At 63.2% G+C, this 19,809-nt stretch carries 17 protein-coding genes; 9 read left to right on the forward strand and 8 right to left on the reverse strand.

Features of this window, described 5'->3' with window-relative positions; genetic code table 11:
• Positions 1-58: 58 nt before the first annotated feature.
• The 7 genes from H5P28_RS07440 to H5P28_RS07470 form a co-directional block, all read right to left on the reverse strand.
• Positions 59-511 (reverse strand): hypothetical protein, encoded by a 453-nt coding sequence (locus H5P28_RS07440; protein ID WP_185675076.1) that lies wholly within the window; start codon positions 509-511, stop codon positions 59-61.
• 185 nt (positions 512-696) lie between these two features.
• Positions 697-1,740 carry a Gfo/Idh/MocA family protein gene (locus H5P28_RS07445; protein WP_185675077.1) on the reverse strand — a complete coding sequence of 348 codons (1,044 nt, stop codon included), beginning with the start codon at positions 1,738-1,740 and terminating at the stop codon, positions 697-699.
• Positions 1,741-1,985: 245 nt separating this feature from the next.
• Positions 1,986-2,453 (reverse strand): hypothetical protein, encoded by a 468-nt coding sequence (locus tag H5P28_RS07450; protein ID WP_185675078.1) that lies wholly within the window; start codon positions 2,451-2,453, stop codon positions 1,986-1,988.
• A 39-nt stretch (positions 2,454-2,492) separates the two neighbouring features.
• Complete coding sequence (gene pheA / locus H5P28_RS07455; protein WP_185675079.1) at positions 2,493-3,560, reverse strand: prephenate dehydratase; 1,068 nt, start codon at positions 3,558-3,560, stop codon at positions 2,493-2,495.
• A 107-nt stretch (positions 3,561-3,667) separates the two neighbouring features.
• A complete protein-coding gene (gene scpB, locus H5P28_RS07460) occupies positions 3,668-4,417 on the reverse strand; it encodes an SMC-Scp complex subunit ScpB (protein WP_185675080.1) in 750 nt (249 codons plus the stop codon).
• A gap of 129 nt (positions 4,418-4,546) precedes the next feature.
• Positions 4,547-5,107 carry a hypothetical protein gene (locus tag H5P28_RS07465; RefSeq protein ID WP_185675081.1) on the reverse strand — a complete coding sequence of 187 codons (561 nt, stop codon included), beginning with the start codon at positions 5,105-5,107 and terminating at the stop codon, positions 4,547-4,549.
• 122 nt (positions 5,108-5,229) lie between these two features.
• The gene (locus H5P28_RS07470) at positions 5,230-6,018 is read right to left on the reverse strand and encodes an alpha/beta fold hydrolase (RefSeq protein ID WP_185675082.1); all 789 of its coding nucleotides are present in this window, start codon (positions 6,016-6,018) and stop codon (positions 5,230-5,232) included.
• Positions 6,019-6,206: 188 nt separating this feature from the next.
• Between H5P28_RS07470 and H5P28_RS07475 the strand changes: the two genes are divergently transcribed.
• Positions 6,207-7,433, forward strand: coding sequence for a Y-family DNA polymerase (locus tag H5P28_RS07475; RefSeq protein WP_185675083.1), 1,227 nt, complete (start codon positions 6,207-6,209; stop codon positions 7,431-7,433).
• A gap of 613 nt (positions 7,434-8,046) precedes the next feature.
• Here the strand turns inward: H5P28_RS07475 and H5P28_RS07480 are convergent.
• Positions 8,047-9,861, reverse strand: a complete 1,815-nt coding sequence (locus H5P28_RS07480; protein WP_185675084.1) for an SLC13 family permease — start codon at positions 9,859-9,861, stop codon at positions 8,047-8,049.
• Positions 9,862-10,065: 204 nt separating this feature from the next.
• Here H5P28_RS07480 and H5P28_RS07485 point away from each other — a divergent pair, with 204 nt between their 5' ends.
• The 8 genes from H5P28_RS07485 to hemG all read left to right on the forward strand — a co-directional run bounded on the left by H5P28_RS07485 (position 10,066) and on the right by hemG (position 19,789).
• Positions 10,066-10,869: an SCO family protein gene (locus H5P28_RS07485; RefSeq protein WP_185675085.1), complete on the forward strand. Its 804-nt coding sequence runs from the start codon at positions 10,066-10,068 to the stop codon at positions 10,867-10,869.
• A gap of 101 nt (positions 10,870-10,970) precedes the next feature.
• Complete coding sequence (mutS, locus tag H5P28_RS07490) at positions 10,971-13,526, forward strand: DNA mismatch repair protein MutS (RefSeq protein ID WP_246455915.1); 2,556 nt, start codon at positions 10,971-10,973, stop codon at positions 13,524-13,526.
• A gap of 90 nt (positions 13,527-13,616) precedes the next feature.
• Positions 13,617-14,399, forward strand: a complete 783-nt coding sequence (gene budA / locus H5P28_RS07495; RefSeq protein WP_185675087.1) for an acetolactate decarboxylase — start codon at positions 13,617-13,619, stop codon at positions 14,397-14,399.
• Positions 14,400-14,744: 345 nt separating this feature from the next.
• Positions 14,745-15,665, forward strand: a complete 921-nt coding sequence (hemF, locus tag H5P28_RS07500) for an oxygen-dependent coproporphyrinogen oxidase (RefSeq protein WP_185675088.1) — start codon at positions 14,745-14,747, stop codon at positions 15,663-15,665.
• 21 nt (positions 15,666-15,686) lie between these two features.
• Entirely contained in the window at positions 15,687-15,869 is a 183-nt protein-coding gene (locus H5P28_RS07505) for a hypothetical protein (protein WP_185675089.1), read from the forward strand.
• Positions 15,870-15,999: 130 nt separating this feature from the next.
• Positions 16,000-17,025 (forward strand): uroporphyrinogen decarboxylase, encoded by a 1,026-nt coding sequence (gene hemE, locus H5P28_RS07510; protein ID WP_185675090.1) that lies wholly within the window; start codon positions 16,000-16,002, stop codon positions 17,023-17,025.
• On the forward strand, positions 17,022-18,386 hold the full coding sequence (hemN, locus tag H5P28_RS07515) for an oxygen-independent coproporphyrinogen III oxidase (protein WP_185675091.1): 1,365 nt from the start codon (positions 17,022-17,024) through the stop codon (positions 18,384-18,386). Before hemE ends, hemN begins: the two co-directional genes overlap by 4 nt.
• 20 nt (positions 18,387-18,406) lie before the next feature.
• On the forward strand, positions 18,407-19,789 hold the full coding sequence (gene hemG, locus H5P28_RS07520; protein ID WP_343075470.1) for a protoporphyrinogen oxidase: 1,383 nt from the start codon (positions 18,407-18,409) through the stop codon (positions 19,787-19,789).
• The last annotated feature ends 20 nt before the right edge of the window (positions 19,790-19,809 follow it).

The following is a 19,809-nucleotide window of genomic DNA, read 5'->3' on the forward strand; positions in this document are numbered from 1 at the left end:
ATCAGTATTGGGGGACATAGCCCCCAATACTTTTAGCAAGAACCAGGCGAACGGGACGCTAGAACTTACCGCTCGCGTCCATCGGCAGCTTGTTGTCTGTGGTGACGAGCAGAATCGGCTCCTTGGTCTTGATCCAGACGTTGTTCTCCTTGGTGAACTTCGCGGTGACGACTTCGCAGATTTCACCAATGGACTGCACCGGGATACGGCGGCCCTTGGGCGAGGCGTTGTAGGCGTAGCCAGATTTGATCAGCCGCTCGTTGGCCACGTAGGGGCTGTCCTCCTCGGGGATTTGCAGCACCCAGCCAGTCATGTTTTGCCCGGCCAGCTTGCCCTCGGGGTCGGAGACCATCATCACGAACTGCTTCTTGAGGGGCGGCGGCTTCTCCTCGTCCTCGACCATGGCGGCCATTTCCACGTTGATATCATCAATAATCTGCGAGACCTGGCGCACGTCCAGTTCGTTGCGCTGCAGGACCAGCTTGACAAGTTCGAGATCGACTTTGGGCATAGCCGCCAATCCAAAGACCAAACTCCCGCCCCTGGCAAAGGTTTTTTGCGGAGTGCCTCCGCTGGCAGTGAGGGGGTGCCCCCTGCGCGGCCAGAAAGGCCGCTCCCCCCGGACATGGTCAGTCAGGATTTTATCTATAAGCCCAAAATCCAGACGGAGAATAACCGTTGGCCGCCCGAGCGGCTTTACCAGGCCACGCGGCGACCTTCGTTCGTCCAGGACTCCCAAACACGCTCGGTGAAACGCATGTAGCGCAGGCCGTCCGCGAAGCTGGTGCGCGTCACCGGGGCGCCTTCGCGGATGGAGGCCACAAAGTCCGCCTCGACCTGCCATTTACCTTCGTTGAGCGGCGCAACGGGCGAAGTCTCCTCGCCGCCCTGCCCCACCCGGCTGCGGAAAAGGCTCTGGGTGGAAAGGTCGTAGCGCAGGCTGGCGCGGTCGCCGTCCAGGCGCATGCCCCAGTAGTTCGCGCCGGTGGCGACGGAGCTGAACGTCATGACGAGTTGAAAGCCCTCGGCGTAACCGGCCACGACATTGAGCGTGTCGGGGATATCGACCGTCTGGAGTTGGCCGGTCTCGACATTGAGGCGTTCCGAGGTGTAAATCGCGCCCGTGGCCTGCACCCAGACCGGGTCGAGGCCGCCGAGCCAGCGCTGAACCGTCTCGTAGTGGATGCCCATCGTCATGATATTTTTACCGCTGAGCTCCCCGTCCTGACGCCAGGTGATGGCTGCCGCCGGATCGGAAGCGCCCGCTGTCAGGTGGGCGACACGGATCTCGCGCAGGCTGCCGAGTTCTCCGCTGCCGAGCAGGTCAGTCACGGTGGCGTCGTACTTGAAGGAAAAGGGCGCGGGCACGATCTGGGCCACCAGTTCCGGGTGCTTGTGCGCGGCGCGAAACATCGCGGTCGCCTCCTCCAGGTCGCAGGCCATGCGGGCCTCGGTCAGGACGTGCTTGCCCGCCTCCAGCGCGGCAACCGTCACCTCGGCGTGCATATACGGCCAGGTGCCGATGCAGATGGCGTCCACTTCGGGGTCGGCCACCACGTCGCGCCAGTCAGCAGCGGTACGGGCAATGCCAAACTCCTTGGCCACCTTTTGCGAGGAGGCCGCGCTGCGGTTGCAGACGACGGCGAGTTCGACGCCTTCGATGGCCTGAAAGCCGGGAATGTGCATGGAGCGGGTGTTGCCACCCGCACCGATAAAGCCGATGCGCAGAGATTGGGTCATGGGGATGGGAATAAAGGGTTAAAGTGCTGGATGGTCAAATGGTTGAGGCCAATCAGAAGAAGATTAACCACAAAGACGCAAAGGCACAAAGATTTTTCAAGAGGAACGTCCGCGCACAACGCACGCAGGGTGCTTACGCCCTTCGTGCCTTTGTGGTTAAATGGTCAATTGCTAATAGTTGGATGCTGAACGTAATAAACAACAATTAGCCATTAACCATTTAGCCATTCGCTCTTTAAGGGGCTCTAAAAAGAAATAATCTCCGCCCGCGCCAAGTGCCCCTCATCATCGAAATAAACCTCCAGCCAATCTGGATGGGTGCGGTTTCCGGACCACATGCCCAGGTAGTAACGCAAAGTGCCGCCCGCCGGAAGCGTCCCGGATGCGTCCCCCGAGACTGCCCCCTCGCCAAAGCCGCCCACGCCCGTCGGGTCCGGCGGGCCGAGCAGCGCGAGCACCTCATCGCGGGCCATGCCGGGGCGTAGAACATCGGAGGTGACGGCCTCGGCCATTTTTCCGCGCGGGCTGTCGGGGACATCGCTCCCGGCGTACATGCGCCAGGTTTCGCCGTCGAAGGGGCGATCGTTAAAGGGGTTGGCCTGCTCCAAGAGCGCGTAGCCGTACGTCAGCACCAGCGCGGCGAAAAGCACCCCCAGCACCCAGCGGGACCGCTTGCCTGAAAAAAGGCCGATGCTCGGGGCTTCGTCTGTCATGAAGTGGGCGTTGGCAGAGCGTTTTTTCCTCCGGCGGCGTTACTTGGTGTTCGGGTAGCTGCCCAGCCACTTGACCAGGCGGCAGGCATCCTTCAGGTCGGCCACGGCGGCCTGGACTTCCGCGTCCTCCCAGTGGCCGATCACGTCCACGAAAAATAGGTAATCCCAGGCCTTGCGGCGGCTGGGGCGGGACTCGATCTTGGTCATGTTGATCCCACGCGAGCTGAAAGCCTTGACCGCGCGTTCGAGCGCGCCGACTTCGTCGTTGATGGAAAAGACCAGGCTGGTCTTGTCGCCGCCGTCCCCGGTGCGCCCGCAGGGGCGGGCCCCGATGACGAGGAAGCGCGTGACATTGTCCGAGCGGTCTTGGATGCCCTTGGCCAGCACGGGCACCCCATAACGGGTGGCCGCGAGTTCTCCGGCAATGGCGGCCATGCCCTCGTGCTCGCCGGAGAGGCGCACCGCCTGAGCCGTGCTGTCGCACTCGACCTGGCGGGCGCCGGGCAGGTGGCGGGCCAGCCAGTCGCGGCATTGGATCAGGGCCTGATCCTTGGAGTGAACTTCGGTAATGGCCTCCAGGGGCCATCGCGAGACCAGGCAATGCTCGATCGGCAGGTAAACCTGGGAAACGATTTTCAGTTCGGTCTCGGCCAGCATGTCGAGCGAGTGCAGGACGGCCCCGCCGGTCGAGTTCTCAATCGGGATGACGCCGTAGTCGGCCTCGCCCTTTTCCACCGCTGTGAAGACATCCGGAATCATCCGCTGGGGCATGGTCTCGATCTGTTGCCCGAACTGCTTGACGGCGGCCTGCTCGGTGTAGGTCGCCTCCGGCCCGAGGTAGGCGATGCGCAGCTTGCGCTGGCGGGCGCGGGTCACGGAGATGATTTCCCCGTAAATGCGGCGCAGCGTGGCCTCCTCCAGCGGGCCGGTGTTGAGCCGGGCCAGCTTCATAAATATCTGTTCCTCCCGCTCGGGCATAAAGATCGGCAACCCGGCCTCGGCCTTGGCGGCGGCGACGTCACCGGCGAGGGTGAGCCGCTCGTTCAGCTTGGCCACGATCTCGCGGTCAATTTCATCAATGCGGGTGCGGACTTTTTCCAGATCCATAGAGGGTTTTGTCTTTTACAGGAGGAAAGGGTGAAAGCAGAGACTTTTTTAGCCTGAAATGCGCGGGTCGCTCACCAGCACGGCGCAAGCGGTCAAAGGCGCAGGGTTTACTGGCCGGGGGTTTCCAGTTGCTCCGCGCCGGAGCGGGGCTCTTCGGGCAGGCCCACGTCCTTGTCGGTCAGTTCCTCGTCCTCCTGGGTGGAGCGCCGGAACCACTCGGTGATCTGGCTGGGGGAAAGCACGTCGGAGGCGGGCAACTCCTCAATAGAGCGCACGCCGATGAATTCGAGAAACTTGTCCGTGGTCCCGTACTGGATGGGACGGCCCGGCAGGTCGGCCCGGCCCGTGACGAGGACCAGCTCCAGTTCCAGCAGCTTGCTCACGGCGCTGTCCACGGAGACGCCGCGAATGGCCTCCATCTCGGCACGGGTGACGGGCTGGCGGTAGGCGATGATGGAAAGGGTCTCCAGCGCGGCCTGGGAGAGCCGGGTTGGTTTGGCCTCATTGCGCAGGAGGCGCACCCATTCGGCGTAGTCGGGCGAGGTGGCTATGCGGTACCCGGCTGGCCCCTGCAGCAACCGGTAAACCTCGCGCTCCTCCTCCAGTTCGTGCGCGATGGCGTCCATGGCGTCGCGGATCTGGGTGGCGGTCAGGAGCGAGGGCACCTGCTCCATGATCGGCTCGATCACCCCCTGCCCGTCGGGGCCGGTGGCGGGCTCGTCGGCCTCCGGCTCGGGCGGCTCGGCCTCGGCCTGCTCGTGGTAACGCGTGATGACGGCCTGAATGTCACGGATGGACAAGGGCTCGGAGTTCGAGAGCAGCAGCGCCTTGAGGATCTTTTTCAGGTTGAATTCCATTGTGTCAAAGCCGCCATTTGAAGCACTTCCCCGCCCGATGGCAACGCGCAAACACGCCCGGCAACGCTCCCGTTGGACCGCAATTCCCGGTGGACGGCGATTTCAGGCCTGTCCCGAAAAAAATCGACCTTACTTTGCCGGCTTGGCCGGCGGCAGCGTGTCGAGCGGAACGGTCTTGATCTCTCCGGCGGCGCGACGCTTGGCATAGGCGGCTTCCGCGGCCTGGAGGCGGGCGTACTGCTCGTCGGATACGGCCTTCCAGGCGTCCCAGGCGGTGATGATCCGGGTCTTGTCCGGCAGCAGGTAATCCACGTCGCCGTAATAAAAATCGAGGGCCGAGAGGTTGCGCTCCTGTCCCGGCTCCGTGCCGTGGGCGGGCGTCACGATCAGCAGGTGCTGGTGCGAGAGCCGGGTCAGGCCCCCACCCTTGCGGATGGCCTCAAACAGCGTGGCCTCCTCGGGGCGAAGTTCGACCGCAGTCCGGTTCCTGAACGCGCCGTGCAGGTAGATGGTCACTTTGCCGTGGGCGGCGGAGTTGGTCGTGGTCTGCGCGGCGGGCGTGGCGGCTGCCGGGCCGGAAGCGGGAATTTCCCGCGTCGAGCCGCTGGCCACGTCTCCGGCCAACCCCGAAGAACTCCCGGCGATGAACATGAAAAAGGCGACAAGGACGGGGGCGGCAAACGGTTTCATCAGCGGGGGAGATTTAAACAGGGCTAAAAACATACAGACTGCCGCGCCCGGCGGATGTTCTCAAAAAACAACCGCCGCCCCTTTTTTCCGAAGCGACAAGGCCCCGGCCCAGCCTGCCCCTCTCACGCGATCAGGACCGGCTCCGGCCCGCCGATGAAGTCCTGTACCGCCCGGGTGAAGGCGGCGGGGGCTTCCCAGGGGGCACGGTGCCCCCCGCCGGGGAGCACGCGGTGTGTCCACCCCGGACAGAGCCCGGCCAGCTCCTCCCCCAGGGCGCGGAATTTCGCGTCGTACTCGCCCGAGAGAAAGAGCACCGGCGGCGCGGGGGGCGTTTTTTCCACCCGGTAAAGCTCTGCCAGCACCGGGCGCAGGTCATCCTGCCGCCCGAGCGAAAAGGTGTCGAAAAGCCGGGCCACCTGCCCTTTGAAAAAATCGCCTTCGCGCGGCGGACAGGGATTTTTGACCGGCTCGCCCGCATGCTGGAAAACCGGCTGCGCGTCCCAGTCGCGAACAACGCGCTCCCAGGGTTCGGACCGGAAACGCCCGGCCCAATTCTGGTCGTTTTTCAGGCGGGCGGCTTTTTCGGAACTGTTGGACAGGCCGGGGTTGGCGCCGGCCACGATGACACCGCACCACAGATCGGGCCGCTTCAGCAGCGCGTGCAGCGCCAGCCGTCCCCCGAGTGAGTAGCCCAGCAGCCAGGGGCGCGGGCGGCCTTTGGTTTCAAACTCCACCTGCCCGCAAAAATCCTCCGTCCAGTCGGAGAAATCCAGCTGGAGCGCCCCGCGCAAGTCCTCCATCTCCCAGTGCACGGGCCGCCCTGCCCTGTCGCGCAACTGCTCGCGGAATTTGTCCCAGACGGTCGGTGTCTGAAGGTTTCCGTGCAGGGCGTAGAGGGTGGATTCGGGCATCAAAAAAAGCTGCCGTCAGATGAGGCTTTGCACAAGAACCGAAAAATTCGCCGTAGAATTTTGGGCTTACGCTCACCAAAAATAAGTGAACATTTTTTCACTAAAACAACTTGCGCCCATTCCCGAATCAGCCAAAGTTTAAAGACATCAGAGGGATGTCGTTTCCCTTCGCCAACCCGAGAGAAGCCATGCCGCTGCGTTACGTTTTCGTCGATCTGGACAGCTACTTCGCCTCCTGCGAGCAGCAGTTACAGCCGCGCCTGCGCGGACGGCCCGTCGGCGTCGTCCCCTCGCTGAACGAGGGCACCTGCTGCATTGCCGCCAGCTACGAGGCCAAGGCTTGCGGCGTCAAAACCGGCACCGGCGTGCGCGAGGCGCGTTTCTTGTGCCCCCAGATCGAGCTCGTCGAATCGCACCCGCGCGAGTACGTGGAGATCCACCACCGGATCAAGGACGCCGTCGAGCGGCATCTGCACGTGATCGAAGCCCGTTCCATCGATGAGATGTACGGCGAACTTCCCTCCCACCACCGCAATGAAACCGACGCGCGCCGCATCGTGGAGGCCATCCGCGCGGACATCGCGGCCAATGTGGGCGCGTCGCTGACCTGCTCCTTCGGCATCGGCCCGAACATCCTCCTGAGCAAAGTCGCCAGCGGGATGAACAAACCCAGTGGCACAACCTTTATCCACGATCACAGTTGGCCGGAGTGTTTTTCCACCCTCGAACTGCGTGACTGGTACGGCATCGGCCGGAACATGGAACGCCGCCTGGCCGCGCACGGCATCCGCAGCATTGCCCAGCTCTACGCCGCCTCCTGCCGCGAACTGCGCAAGATCTGGGGCGGAATCGAGGGCGAACGCCTTTTCGCCGAACTGCGCGGGGCCGAGGTCGAGCGCCCGCCCACCCGGCGGCGGCACCTGAGCCATTCGCACATCCTTCCGCCCCGCAAGCGCACCCGCTCGGGCGCCTTCGCCGTCATCAACCGCCTCACCCAGAAGGCCGCCACCCGCCTGCGCCACGAGGGCTACTTTGCCGCGACCCTGGAGATGGGCGTGCGCTACGACTTCAGCACGAAGTGGACTGCCGAGACGCATTTTTTCGAGACCCAGGAGACGGCGGTCTTTCTGAAAATGCTCCGCAAACTCTGGGACAGCATGCCCGCCGGACTTGGCGACCCGACGCAGGTCTGGGTCGTGCTCGGGGGGCTGGTCGATGCCGAGCACGACGCCCCGCCGCTGTTTGCCGACTGGCGGGACGAGCGTCGCCTGCGGCTCGACCAGACGATGGACGCCCTCAACCGTCGCTACGGCACGCGCTGCCTCTACTATGCCGCCGCCCACAAGGGCCGCTCCGAAGCCCCCATGCGCATTTCCTTCACCCACGTGCCCGACCTGGAAGTCGAACGCGACTGATAGCGCTTATAAGTAGATTTGAGGGGTATGCGAGAGGGTGTTTTTTAAAAAAAACACCCTCTCGCGCTCTCCCTGAAAAACTTTTGAAACGGAACTTCGTTCCTGCGCGAGAACGGTGCTCGAGGATATTTTAGCCAAGTTCCTGGCATAAATTGAGAGTGCAACTCAGTTTGGAGGCTCCTCTGGGATTGCTGCATTCAGCGACGCTGAAAGCAGCAATCCCAGACGCGATGCGATAGCATCGAAAGTGCAGACTTCGTCTGCCGCAGGGTTTGGGGGCGCGGAGCCCCCAAAAAAGTTTTTAAAACATGCGCTAGTGTCCCGTTAGCTTAGTTCCTGATAAAAATATTTTCACCGCAGAGGCGCAAAGACGCAGAGCGAACTCTGTATCCACGAAGTTTTCTGTGCTTCTTGTGCCTTTTTGTGGCCATTAACATTTGTTAAGAACTTAGCTAACACGACACTAGTGTCCCGTTAGCTTAGTTCCTGATAAAAATATTTTCACCGCAGAGGCGCAAAGACGCAGAGCAACCTCTGTATCCACGAAGTTTTCTGTGCTTCTTGTGCCTTTTTGTGGCCATTAACATTTAGCAAGAACTTAGCTAACACAACACTAGAAATGCCAGAACAGCGGGATGAGGATCATGCTGCCGATGAAGTAGAGCACGTTTAAGGGGATGCCGACGCGGGCGAAATCCCCGAAGCGATAGCCGCCGACGCCATAGACGTAGGTATTCGTCTGGTAGCCGATGGGGGTGGCAAAGCTGGCTGAGGAGCCGATACAGGCCGCGATGATAAAGGGCCGGGGATCTACGCCGAGCATTTCCCCCAAGGCCAATGCCACCGGGGCCATCAGCACGACGGTGGCATTATTGGAAAGCACTTCGGTCATGATGCTCGTGGCCAGGTAAACAAAAGCCAGCATGACAATCGGCTGCCACGCCTGCGGAAAGCCGTCCACCAGGTGTACAAGCTGGGCCGAAGCCAGCTCGGTGGCCCCGGAGTCCTGCAAGGCCAGGCCGAGGCCAAGCATCCCGTAAATGAGGATGAGGATGCGCCACTCGATAGCGGAATAGGCGTCCTTGGGCTTGATCGTGCCGGTGACAAAGAGGATGGCCACGGCCAGCACCGCCATGGCGAAAATCGGCACGTCCAGAAAGGTCACCGCGCCGATCATCCCGGCGATCACGGCGATGACGAGCGGCATCCGGCGGCGCATGTCCTGGGCGGGGAGCTGCGGACGGTCGAGCAGGATGATGTCGTCGGTGTTGTGCATGTTCTCGATCGCCTTGTCCGTGCCCATCATCAGCAGCGTGTCACCGAAGTCCAACGGCAGGGTTTCGAGCTTTTCGCGCACATTGCGCCCGCGCCGGTGCACGGCCAGGATAATCATGCGGTAGCGCTGCCGGAAGTTGATCTCGCGGATGGTCTTGCCGACGATGGTGGACATCGGGCCGATCACGCCCTCGACGATGGCCCCCTCGTGCGCGGAGATCGGTTCCAGGTCCAGGCCGCGTTCGCCCACGAAGTCGATGCCGGTGTTTTCGCGGGCCTGAATGATGGCCGTCGGGCGGCAGGCCAGCACGAGCCGGTCCCCGGCCTGAAGGCTCTGATGCGGCAGGTCGCCGCCGAGGGCCACCCCGTCGCGGATGATTTCCAGCAGCCGGATGCCGCGCGTGCGCTTGAGCCCGGACTCGCTGAAGCTCTGCCCGTCCAGCTCGGTGCCCTGCTTGACGTAGGCTTCGGTGATGTACTCCTTGCGCTCCTCCTCGGAGAGGATGGCGGTCAGGGTTTCGCGCACGGGCAGGATTTTTTTACCGAAAAAAGCCAGGTAGGCGGTCCCCAGCACCATCAGGGGTATGCCGACCAGCGCCAGCTCAAACATGCCCAACGGGGGTTGGCCGTGGTCCTTGATAATACCGCTCATGAGGATGTTTGTGCTCGTGCCCATGAGCGTACACACGCCCCCGAAAATCGACAGGTACGAGAGCGGGATCAGCAGTTGGGAGGCGGGGGTCTTCATCTGCCGGGCCAGCGAAATGATGACCGGCATGAACACCACCACGACGGGCGTGTTATTGATAAAGGCCGAAATCCCGCCCACGCCGATGGCCAGCGCAACGATAAAAACCCCGTAGGGAAGCGCCGTCAGCTTCCCCAGTTTTTGTGCCATCAACTCGATGGCCCCGCATTTTTCCAGCGCCACGCTGATGATGAACATCGCCCCGATGGTCAAGGGGGCCGAGTTGGCAAAGACATTAACCAGCTCTCCGACCTCGGGCCAATGGTCCGAACCGCTGACCATGCTGACAACCAGCAGGACGGCAAAGACACAGACAGCCGTCACATCGACGGAGACCTTTTCGGCGATGAAACTGGCCAGCGCGGCCAGAAGAATGAACAGGACGGCTATGATTTCCCAAGTCATGACAGCAGGCGAAAGGCAGAACATGCGCCGATCCGCCCAAAAGCCAAGGTTTCTTTTTCTCGCGGGCGTGTTGTCCCCGCCTCCCTCTTCTTTCTGCTCGCCTGCATTTTAGTAAGGCCGCGCCGGGAGCGTGTTGAGCACAAACGCCGCTTAGCAGTTGTGTCCGCCAGGGAAAGCCGTTAGCGTCCATCACTTTCTCCGGTTATGAAAATCCTCAGTCTGCTTTTGCTGGGCCTGCTGGCGGTCACCGCCCGGGCCGAAACGCTTATCTCCGAAGTCACCGCCGTGGACGACGACGCCCTGACTTTTACCCTGGCCGACGGCAAGGAGGTCAAGGTCTCGCGCGGAGACGCCCGCATCGGCTACGTCGGGCGCAGAATCCAGGGCCAGTTCGAAGCGGGCGACCCGCTCCCCACCCTGACCCGGATCTGGCCCGCCACGCCCGCCGACCTGGCCCGGCTCATCTCCATCGATGGCGAACTGCGCGCCGACACCAAGGCACGGGGTCGCAAGGCCTTCCGCCGCATCGGGGAACAAATGCCGCCCTTCGCCCTCTGGGACCAGGACGGGCAACTGGTCACGGACGCCTCGTTTAAGGGGCACCCGCTGGTCCTGTCGTTTATTTTCACCCGCTGCAAAATGGCCAACATGTGCCCGGCCACGACGGCCAAGATGGTCTCGCTCCAGCGTCAGGCAACCGAAGCCGGACTCGACAACGCCCGCTTTGCGCTCATCACCTTCGACCCCGAGTACGACACGCCCGGCGTCCTCAACGAGTACGGCACCCAGCGCGGGGCGGATTTCGCCACCTTTTCCCTGCTGACCGGCCCGAAGATCGCCACTGACGACCTCATGAAGCAGTTTGGCATCCTCACCATCGAGGAGGACGGTACGATCAACCACACCGCCGCGACCATCCTCGTCGGCCCCGACGGGAGCATCCTTTACCGCAGCGAGGGGCCGGGCTGGACCGCCCAGGAGTTTCTCGACAAGCTCAAGGCCGAGTAAACACATAGACGTGCCCGGTCGGCGAATTTTTTGTTGGCAGGGGCGCGGGGGGTGGCCGATACTCGCGGGCTTTTATGGCCAAGGCATCGAAAGAAACCCCCATGATGCAGCAGTACTGGAAGTACCGCGAAGAGATTCCCGAGGACGCGCTGCTGCTGTTCCGGCTGGGGGATTTTTATGAGATGTTCCATGCCGACGCCGAGGAAGGCGCGCGGCTGCTGGGGATCACCCTGACCAAGCGCAGCAACTACCCGATGGCGGGCATCCCCTACCACGCCAAGGACAACTACCTGCCCAAGCTCCTGGCCGCCGGGAAAAAGGTCGCTATCGTGGACCAGATCGAGACGCCCCAGCCGGGCAAGCTCGTCAAGCGCGCCCTGACGCAGATCCTCACCCCTGGCACCCTGCTGGAGGAGAACCAGCTCGACGCGCACAAGAACCATTACCTGCTCGCGCTCAGTTCGACCAAAAAGGGCTTCCACGCCGCCTGGCTCGACCTCTCGACCGGCGATTTTCAGCTCGCCAGCGACACCGACCCGCGCCGCCTGCTGCCGATTTTCAACGCCCTCGACCCCCGCGAAATCGTCCTCCCCGAAACCATTTCCCCCGGCTGGGCGCACCGCGAAGACCTCCGCGACTGGCACGAGCAGTTTGACCGCTTTTGCCTGGAGCACCCCGTCACCTTCGTGCCCGATTTCCAGTTCGAGGGCGAGGATGGGGCCCGCGTCGTCATCGAGACGCTCGGTGTGCACAACCTCAACGGCTTTGGCCTGGACAAGGACCACCCCGCGCTCGGAGCAGCCGGGGCGCTCATTACCTACGCCACGGACAACCTCTGCGCCCCGCCGAAAAACCTGCGCCGTATCCGCGAGTACCGCAGCGGGGGCACGCTCCTGCTCGACCCGGCCACCATGCGCAACCTGGAGATTTTCAAGTCCGCCCAGGGCACCCGCAAAGGCTCGCTGTTGGCCGCGCTCGACCGCACCGTGACCGCCGCCGGGGCCCGCCTGCTGGAGCAGTGGCTGGCTGCGCCGATCCTCGATCTGGAGGAGTTGAACCGCCGTCAGTTGACCGTGAAGGCCTTTATCGAGTCGCCCGGCGTGGCCTCGCAGCTTCAGGAAAGCTTAAAACAGGTCCGCGACATCGCCCGCATCCTCGGCCGTCTGCAGAACCGCCTGCGCAACCCCCGCGAACTGGGCGGCGTGCGCGATACACTGGACCAGCTCCCGGCCATCCGCGAATTTTTAGGCAAAATCGACGAGCCGCCCGTCACACAGTTGCTGGGCAGCGTCGGGGCTTTTGACGAGTTGCGGGACTTTCTCTCCGCCTCGCTCAACGATGAACTCCCCGGCAACCTGACCGACGGCGGCATCATCCGCAACGGCTTCGACGCCGAGTTGGACCGCCTGCGCGGCCTGACCACAGACAACAAAACCTGGATCAGCGACCTCGAACGCGACGAGCAGGAAAAAACCGGGATCAAAAACCTCAAGGTCAAGTACAACGGCGCGTTCGGCTACTTTATCGAGATCACCAAGTCGAACCTCCCGAACGTCCCCGAGCACTACATCCGCCGCCAGACGATGGTCAACGCCGAGCGCTTCGTGACCGAGGAGCTGCGCCAGAAGGAAAAGGAAATCGTCCACGCCGAGGAAAAGGCCCTCGCCCGCGAAGAGGAGCTTTTCAAGGCCGTGGTGGCGCGGATTTTGGCTGAGTCCGACGCGCTCGGCTCCACCGCGCTCGCGTTGGCCGAGATCGACTTGTTCGTGGGCTGGGCGCAGCTTGCCCGCGAGTGGGACTACTGCCGCCCCACCCTCGACGAGGGCGACCAACTCGACATTCGCCAGGGACGCCACCCCGTGGTCGAACAGATGCTCAAGGCCGACTTACGCGGTTTTTCCACCACCCAGAGCTTCGTCCCCAACGACACCCGCCTCTCCGCTTCGGGGGAGCAGATCGCCCTCATTACCGGCCCCAACATGGCGGGTAAGTCCACTTATATCCGCCAGGTCTCCCTCATCGCGCTGATGGCGCAGGTCGGCTGCTGGGTACCTGCCGCCTCGTGCCAACTCGGGCTGGTGGACCGGATATTTTCCCGCGTCGGGGCCAGCGACGAACTGGCCCGGGGGAACTCGACCTTCATGGTCGAGATGAACGAAACGGCCAACATTCTCAACAACGCCACCCCGCGCAGCCTCATCATCCTCGATGAGATCGGCCGGGGCACCAGCACCTACGACGGGTTGAGCATCGCCTGGAGCGTAATCGAGTTCCTCCACGGCGAGTCCGAGGCTGGCCCGCGCACGCTTTTTGCCACGCACTACCACGAGATCACTCAGCTTGAGCGCACCCTTCCGCGCCTGCGCAACTACTCGGTCAGCGTAAAGGAGTGGGCCGATGAAATTCGCTTCCTCCACACTGTGACCGAGGGCGCGGCGGACCGCAGCTACGGCATCCAGGTGGCGCGGCTGGCGGGCCTTCCTCCCAAGGTGATCGACCGCGCCCGCACCATCCTCAACGAGTTGGAAAACGAGGGCAACGTCCTCCAGCAAACCCTCCGCGAGCCCAACGCCCGCCCCGCCCCGAAGCCAAAACGCAAGCCTGCTGCCGACCCCGTGGCGGGCGACGACGGCGCCGGGCAGCTTGACCTGTTCTGAGTCGTCACCGGCTGAATTAAGGGGAATTTTTCCTGCATCGGGGGGAAATCCGGTTTGCCCAGCAGACGGTTTCCCTGCTAGCAAAGCGTCATGAAAGCTCTGCTCGCGCTCGCGTTTCTGCTCAACATCTCCCCCTTTCAGGAAGCGGAGATGACCCAGTACTCCACCATCGACGCCTTTCTCTCCGGCGTTTACACCGGCGAACTCACCGTGGGCGAGTTGCGCCAGCACGGCGATTTTGGTATCGGGACTTTCGACTACATCGACGGCGAGCTTTTCATGCTGAACGGAGAGGTCTTCCAAATCCCGGCCTTGGGCAATGCACATAAAGCCGCGGATGAAATGACCATCCCCTTCGCCAGCTTCTGCACCTTTAAGCCGACCAAAACCGCCGGCCTTAACGGTCCCGCCGATGCCAAAGCTGTCCGCCAGATGATCGAACAGCGGATGTTTTCCAGGACGAACATTTTCTACGCGGTCAAGATCGACGGTACGTTTAGCGAAGTCGTCGCCCGCGCACCGCGCAAGCTCAGCTCTCCCAACGCGGCCATCAGCGAGATTACGGACAAGCAGTCGGTCTTCACCTTCCAAAACATCGAAGGCACCATGATCGGCTTCTGGTGCCCCAAATACATCAACGGGATCAACGTCGGCGGCTGGCACATGCATTTTCTCTCCCGCGACAAGACGCGCGGCGGCCACGTGCTCGATTACAAGATCGGCCAGGTCGATGTCGCCGTGATGGACATGATGAACTTTAAGGTCATCCTCCCGCGCGAGGCCAGCTACTACCAGGCCGACCTCAACCTCGACCGGGCCGAAATCCGCACCCGTCTGGAAACCTCCGGCTACGGCCCCCGCCAGCACGAATAGCCCCCCGCTCGCAAGTTTTCCGTCGCAGCGGAGATTTTTGTTTTTCACCGCAGAGGCGCAAAGACGCAGAGCGCAAACGTGGGCAAATTTCGTCCCTGGATGGGAGCATCAATAAGAAGAGGTTGCCCGCGAAGTCACGCGAAGGAGCGCGAAGTAAGGCCACTGGCAAGCCCACAAAAGATTCCCCCCCTCGCAAGACCTTTGCGTCTTTGCGCCTTTGTGGTAAATCCAGCTCTTCACCTCCGGGGACAGGCCAGCCGCAGCCAATGCCTCCGCCCGCGCACCGGAAGCCTGGCCCGGCAAAGATAGCTTGCGCCGGGGGCCGTGCGCGGCTTGCCTCTTGGCGTGAATCCCACCCACTATCCGGAAACCGTCCGCGACTGGCTGCTGAGCCTCCAGAACCGCGTCTGCCATGCGCTGGAGCAGGAGGACGGCAGCGCCCGCTTTCGCGCCGATGCGTGGACCCGCGACGAGGGCGGCGGCGGGGAATCCCGCGTGCTGGCCGACGGCCCCGTGCTGGAAAAGGCGGGGGTGAATTTTTCCGACGTGCGCGGGAAAGGGCTTCCTCCCTCGGCCACCGAACGCCGCCCCGCGCTGGCGGGCAAGCCCTTCCGGGCCATGGGCGTGTCTGTCGTCGTCCACCCGCGCAACCCCTACGCCCCCACCTCGCACATGAACGTGCGTTTCCTGAGCGCGGGCGCGCCCGGTGAGGAGCCGATCTGGTGGTTCGGCGGGGGCTTCGACCTGACCCCGTACTACGGCTTCATCGAGGACGCCCGGCACTGGCACGCCTGCGCCCGCGACGCCTGCGTCCCCTTCGGCGATGGGGGGTATGACGAGTTCAAGGAGTGGTGCGACCGGTATTTTTACCTCCCCCACCGCCGCGAAACCCGCGGTATCGGCGGGCTCTTTTTCGACGACTTCAACGCGGGCGGCTTCGAGCAGGCGTTCGGTTTCGCGCAGGCCGTGGGCGAGGCCTACCTGAGCGCCTACATCCCCATCCTCGCCCGCCGCAAGCACATGCCCGCCACCGAGCGCGAACGCACCTGGCAACTCATCCGCCGGGGCCGTTACGCGGAGTTCAACCTCGTCTATGACCGCGGCACGCACTTCGGGCTCCAGTCCGGCGGACGCACCGAGTCGATCCTCATGTCCCTACCCCCGCTGGCCCGCTGGGAGTACGACCACCACCCTGCCCCCGGCAGCCCCGAAGCCGACCTGCTGGAGCATTTTTTAAAACCCCGCGACTGGCTGGCCGAGGAGTAAGCACCATCAACAATCGTCCGCATGAAAATACCCGCATTAATGTTTGGTTTCGGTGCCCTCTATTTCGCTCTCACCGTCTATTGTGCCTACATCGGCGATTATGGCAGAGCTATCCTCATCTCAATTCCCACCAACGTGTTCCTGACTGTAGGGCTGGTGGTAATCTATGTTGATCGAAAGCTTAAGAAGCCCCAACAGGACTAAACTACTCATACCTAAAGACCTTCAAAACAACCACCAACACAGCTGCCGCTCGTCCTTTTCCCCCTCTGCGTCTTTGCGCCTCTGCGGTAAAAACACCTCTTTCCACTTCGTATCCATTTTCCACGACACCATGACCTCACGCGAACGTTTTCTCGCCGCCGTCCGGGGCGAAGTCCTCGACCGCCCGCCCATGTGGCTGATGCGCCAGGCCGGGCGTTACCTGCCCGAGTACCGCGCGCTCAAGCAGAAGCACGACTTCCTCACGCTGGCCAAGACGCCCGCGCTCGCCACCGAAGTCACGCTCCAGCCGATCCGTCGCTACGGCTTCGACGCGGCCATTATTTTTTCCGACATCCTCGTCATCCCCGAAGCCATGGGGCAGCCCTACCATTTCCGCGATCAGGGCGGGATCGGGATGGACTACGCGTTGGAGACCGCCGCGCAGATCGACGCCCTCACCCCCGAGGCCGTGCGCGAACGCCTCAACTACGTGGCTCAGGCCCTGCGCCAGACCCGCGCCGAACTCGGCCCCGACCACGCGCTGCTGGGCTTCGGCGGCTCGCCCTGGACCCTGGCCGCGTACATGATCGAGGGCGGCTCGGCCGAGGGCTTCCCGAAGCTGCTCGCCCTCTTGGAGCACGAGCCCGTGCTCTTTGGCCGCCTGATGGAAAAGCTCTGCGCCGCGCTCGCCGAGTATTTCCAGATGCAGATCGAAGCCGGAGCCGACGCGATCCAGATTTTTGACAGTTGGGCGGCGCTGGCCCCGCAGGGGCGTTACGAGGAGGTATCCGTGCGGTGGATATGCGAGTTGATCCGGGCGCTGCCGGCGGACTTCCCCGTCATCCTCTACGCCAAGGGCCGGGCGCACGAGCGCGACGCCCTCGTCTCCAGCGGGGCCGCCGTGCTCAGCCTGGACTGGACGGTGAACCTGCCCCGCTACCGCGACGGCCTGGCAAACCCGCCCGCGCTTCAGGGGAATCTCGACCCGGCCATCCTTGACACGACGGAGGAGGCCACCCGCTCCGCCGTGGGCGCGTTGCTGGAGTCGATGCGCGGTCAGGGCGGCTACATTTTTAACCTCGGGCACGGCATCCACCCGCAGGCAAAGGTTGAAAACGTGGCCGCGCTCGTCGATACTGTAAAATCCTTCCGATGAGCACGACCGCCTTTCCCGCCGACGACCTGATCCGTAAATACAACCGGCCCGGCCCCCGCTACACCTCCTACCCGCCCGCCACACAGTTCTCGCCGGAGGTTTCGCGGGAGGCCCTGCTCGACGAAGTCCGCTCCGGCACCGGCCCCCTCTCGCTCTACCTGCACCTGCCCTTTTGCGAAAGCCTGTGCTGGTTCTGCGGCTGCCACACGATCACGACGACGAACAACTCCCGTGCCGATGCCTATCTGGACGACCTGGAGCGCGAGCTGGCACTGTTCACGCCGCTGTTGCAAGCGGGCCGACGCGCCGGGCAACTCCACTTCGGCGGGGGCACCCCGAACTTTCTCACCCCGGCGCAACTTGACCGCCTCGGGCAAATACTGCGGGCGCGTTTTGAGTTCGAGCCGCAGGCCGAGTGCAGCGTGGAGCTTGACCCGCGCCGCCTGACCCGCGAGCACGTCGAGGCGTTTGCCCGCATGGGCGTGCGCCGGGCCTCCTTTGGCGTGCAGGACTGCGACCCGCAGGTGCAGGAGGCCATCCACCGCGTCCAGTCCGTTGGGACAAACCGCCAGTGCGTCGGCTTTCTGCGCGAGGCCGGGTTTACCTCGCTCAATATCGACCTCATCTACGGCCTGCCGCACCAGAGCCCCGAATCCTTTAAAAAGACCCTCGACGAAGTGCTTGCGCTGGAGCCGGAGCGCTTCGCTATCTTCAACTACGCGCACGTTCCCTGGATCAAGCCCGCGCAGAAGCTCCTCGAACGCGCCGGGCTGCCCTCTCCGCAGACCAAGCTCGCCCTGCTGCGCCTGATCGTGGAGACACTGACCGGGGCCGGGTACGTCTATATCGGGATGGACCACTTCGCCCGCGCTGACGACGAACTGGCCGTGGCCCAGCGCGCGGGCACGCTCCAGCGGAATTTCCAGGGCTACAGCACCCGCGCCGGGCTCGACATCTGCGGCTTCGGGCTGTCCTCGATTTCCCAGACCGCGGGCAGTTACCGCCAGAACCTCAAGGCGATGGCCGATTATTCCGCCAAACTAGCCGCCGGGGAACTGCCGCTGGAGCGCGGCTACCTGCTGAGCGGCGAGGACCGGCTGCGGCGCGAAGTCATCACCCGCCTGATGTGCGACATGGGGCTCGACTTCACCACCTTCGGGGAAAGGCACGGCGTGTGTTTTACCGAAAAATTCGCTGACGCGCTGGCGCAACTCGCCCCCATGCAGGCCGACGGGCTGGTCGAGCTTGGGCCGGACTCCCTGCGGGTTACACCGACCGGGCGCTTTTTCATCCGTAACCTCGCGATGTGCTTCGACGCCACGTTACAGTCCTGTGAAAATCGTTACTCAAAGACGGTTTAGCCGAAGCCGGGGCTTCCCATTTGGATAAACACAGCCTAGACTCCCTCCCTATGAAGTCTGCCGTTGTGATTGGAGCCGGTGTCACCGGTCTCGCCGCCGCCACCACCCTGAAAAAGGCCGGATACGAAGTCGTCCTGCTGGAAAAGCACGACCGCACCGGAGGCTGCATCCACACCGTCCACCAGGACGGCTACCTGGTCGAGACGGGACCGAATTCGATGATGGTTAACAATCTGCAGGCCGCCATGCTGATGGGCGAAATCGGCCTGGCCGACGAACTTCTCCTCCCTTCCGACCTCTCTAAAAATCGCTATATCTTCAAGGAAGGCGACATGGTGACTGTCCCCGGCGGCCCCATGAAGTTCATGAAAAGCGCCCTGCTCTCCGGCGGCGGCAAGCTGCGGCTACTCAAGGAACCCTTTATCAAAAAGCCGGACAACCTGGCCGAGGAGTCGCTGGCCAACTTCATCCTGCGCCGACTGGGCAAGGAAGTGCTCGACTTCGTCGCCGAGCCGCTGGTTTCGGGGATTTTCGCGGGCGACCCCAAGCGCCTCTCCGCCAAGCACGCCTTTCCGCAGGTGACAGAGCTTGAGCAACAACACGGTTCACTCCTGCGGGGCGCGATCAAGGGTGCCAAGGCCAAACCGCCCGGCAGCTTCAAGGCCGTCATGGCCACCTTCCGCAACGGGATGCAGTCGCTCACAGACAAGCTCGCCGCGCAACTCGGCGACTCGCTCGTGCTCAACGCAACCGTGAAAGAAATCTCCCACCGGGGCCGCTGGCAAGTCTCCTGGGAGGCCAACGGCGAGATCCGCACCACCGAGGCTAACACCGTCGTCATCGCCGTCCCGGCCTATGTCGTACGCGACCTTCCTCTGCCCCGCGACGTGCTCGACACCCTTTTCGACCTCCATGAGATCCCCTACCCGCCGCTGACCTCGATCTCCGTCGGCTACCGCCGCGAGCAGATCCAGCACTCGCTGGAGGGCTTCGGCGTGCTCGTGCCCGGCGTCGAAGAGCGCAAGGTGCTCGGCGTGCTTTTCCCCTCCTCGGTCTATGCCGGGCGCGCCCCCGAAGGCCATGTCCTGCTGACTGTCTTCATCGGCGGTATGCGCCAGCCGGCCCTGGCCACCCTCGACGAGCAGGAACACCTTGACCTGGTTAAATCCGAACTCAAGGCCATCCTCGGCGCCACCGGCGACCCGGCCTTTGTCCATCGCACGCTCTGGCGCAAGGCCATCCCGCAGTACAATGTCGGGCATGGCGACTTCCTGGCCATGATCGAAAAGGCTGAGGGCGACCATCCTGGCCTCCACCTGGCGGGCAACTACCGCAGCGGTATCTCTGTCGGCCAGTGCCTCGCCAACGGCATCGAGTTGGCGAAGAAAATCGCCAGCGCCTGAGCCGGCCTCCTGCTCCGCAC

This window comes from Ruficoccus amylovorans, from assembly GCF_014230085.1.
GTDB lineage: Bacteria > Verrucomicrobiota > Verrucomicrobiia > Opitutales > Cerasicoccaceae > Ruficoccus > Ruficoccus amylovorans.

Coding starts and splice junctions, on each gene's coding strand:
- scpB (WP_185675080.1), bottom strand. CDS start 4,417: ATGGAATTCAACCTGAAAAAGATCCTCAAGGCGCTGCTGCTCTCGAAC.
- pheA (WP_185675079.1), bottom strand. CDS start 3,560: ATGGATCTGGAAAAAGTCCGCACCCGCATTGATGAAATTGACCGCGAG.
- H5P28_RS07480 (WP_185675084.1), bottom strand. CDS start 9,861: ATGACTTGGGAAATCATAGCCGTCCTGTTCATTCTTCTGGCCGCGCTG.
- H5P28_RS07440 (WP_185675076.1), bottom strand. CDS start 511: ATGCCCAAAGTCGATCTCGAACTTGTCAAGCTGGTCCTGCAGCGCAAC.
- hemE (WP_185675090.1), top strand. CDS start 16,000: ATGACCTCACGCGAACGTTTTCTCGCCGCCGTCCGGGGCGAAGTCCTC.
- H5P28_RS07470 (WP_185675082.1), bottom strand. CDS start 6,018: ATGCCCGAATCCACCCTCTACGCCCTGCACGGAAACCTTCAGACACCG.
- hemN (WP_185675091.1), top strand. CDS start 17,022: ATGAGCACGACCGCCTTTCCCGCCGACGACCTGATCCGTAAATACAAC.
- H5P28_RS07485 (WP_185675085.1), top strand. CDS start 10,066: ATGAAAATCCTCAGTCTGCTTTTGCTGGGCCTGCTGGCGGTCACCGCC.
- H5P28_RS07475 (WP_185675083.1), top strand. CDS start 6,207: ATGCCGCTGCGTTACGTTTTCGTCGATCTGGACAGCTACTTCGCCTCC.
- H5P28_RS07450 (WP_185675078.1), bottom strand. CDS start 2,453: ATGACAGACGAAGCCCCGAGCATCGGCCTTTTTTCAGGCAAGCGGTCC.
- mutS (WP_246455915.1), top strand. CDS start 10,971: ATGATGCAGCAGTACTGGAAGTACCGCGAAGAGATTCCCGAGGACGCG.
- H5P28_RS07505 (WP_185675089.1), top strand. CDS start 15,687: ATGAAAATACCCGCATTAATGTTTGGTTTCGGTGCCCTCTATTTCGCT.
- H5P28_RS07465 (WP_185675081.1), bottom strand. CDS start 5,107: ATGAAACCGTTTGCCGCCCCCGTCCTTGTCGCCTTTTTCATGTTCATC.
- H5P28_RS07445 (WP_185675077.1), bottom strand. CDS start 1,740: ATGACCCAATCTCTGCGCATCGGCTTTATCGGTGCGGGTGGCAACACC.
- budA (WP_185675087.1), top strand. CDS start 13,617: ATGAAAGCTCTGCTCGCGCTCGCGTTTCTGCTCAACATCTCCCCCTTT.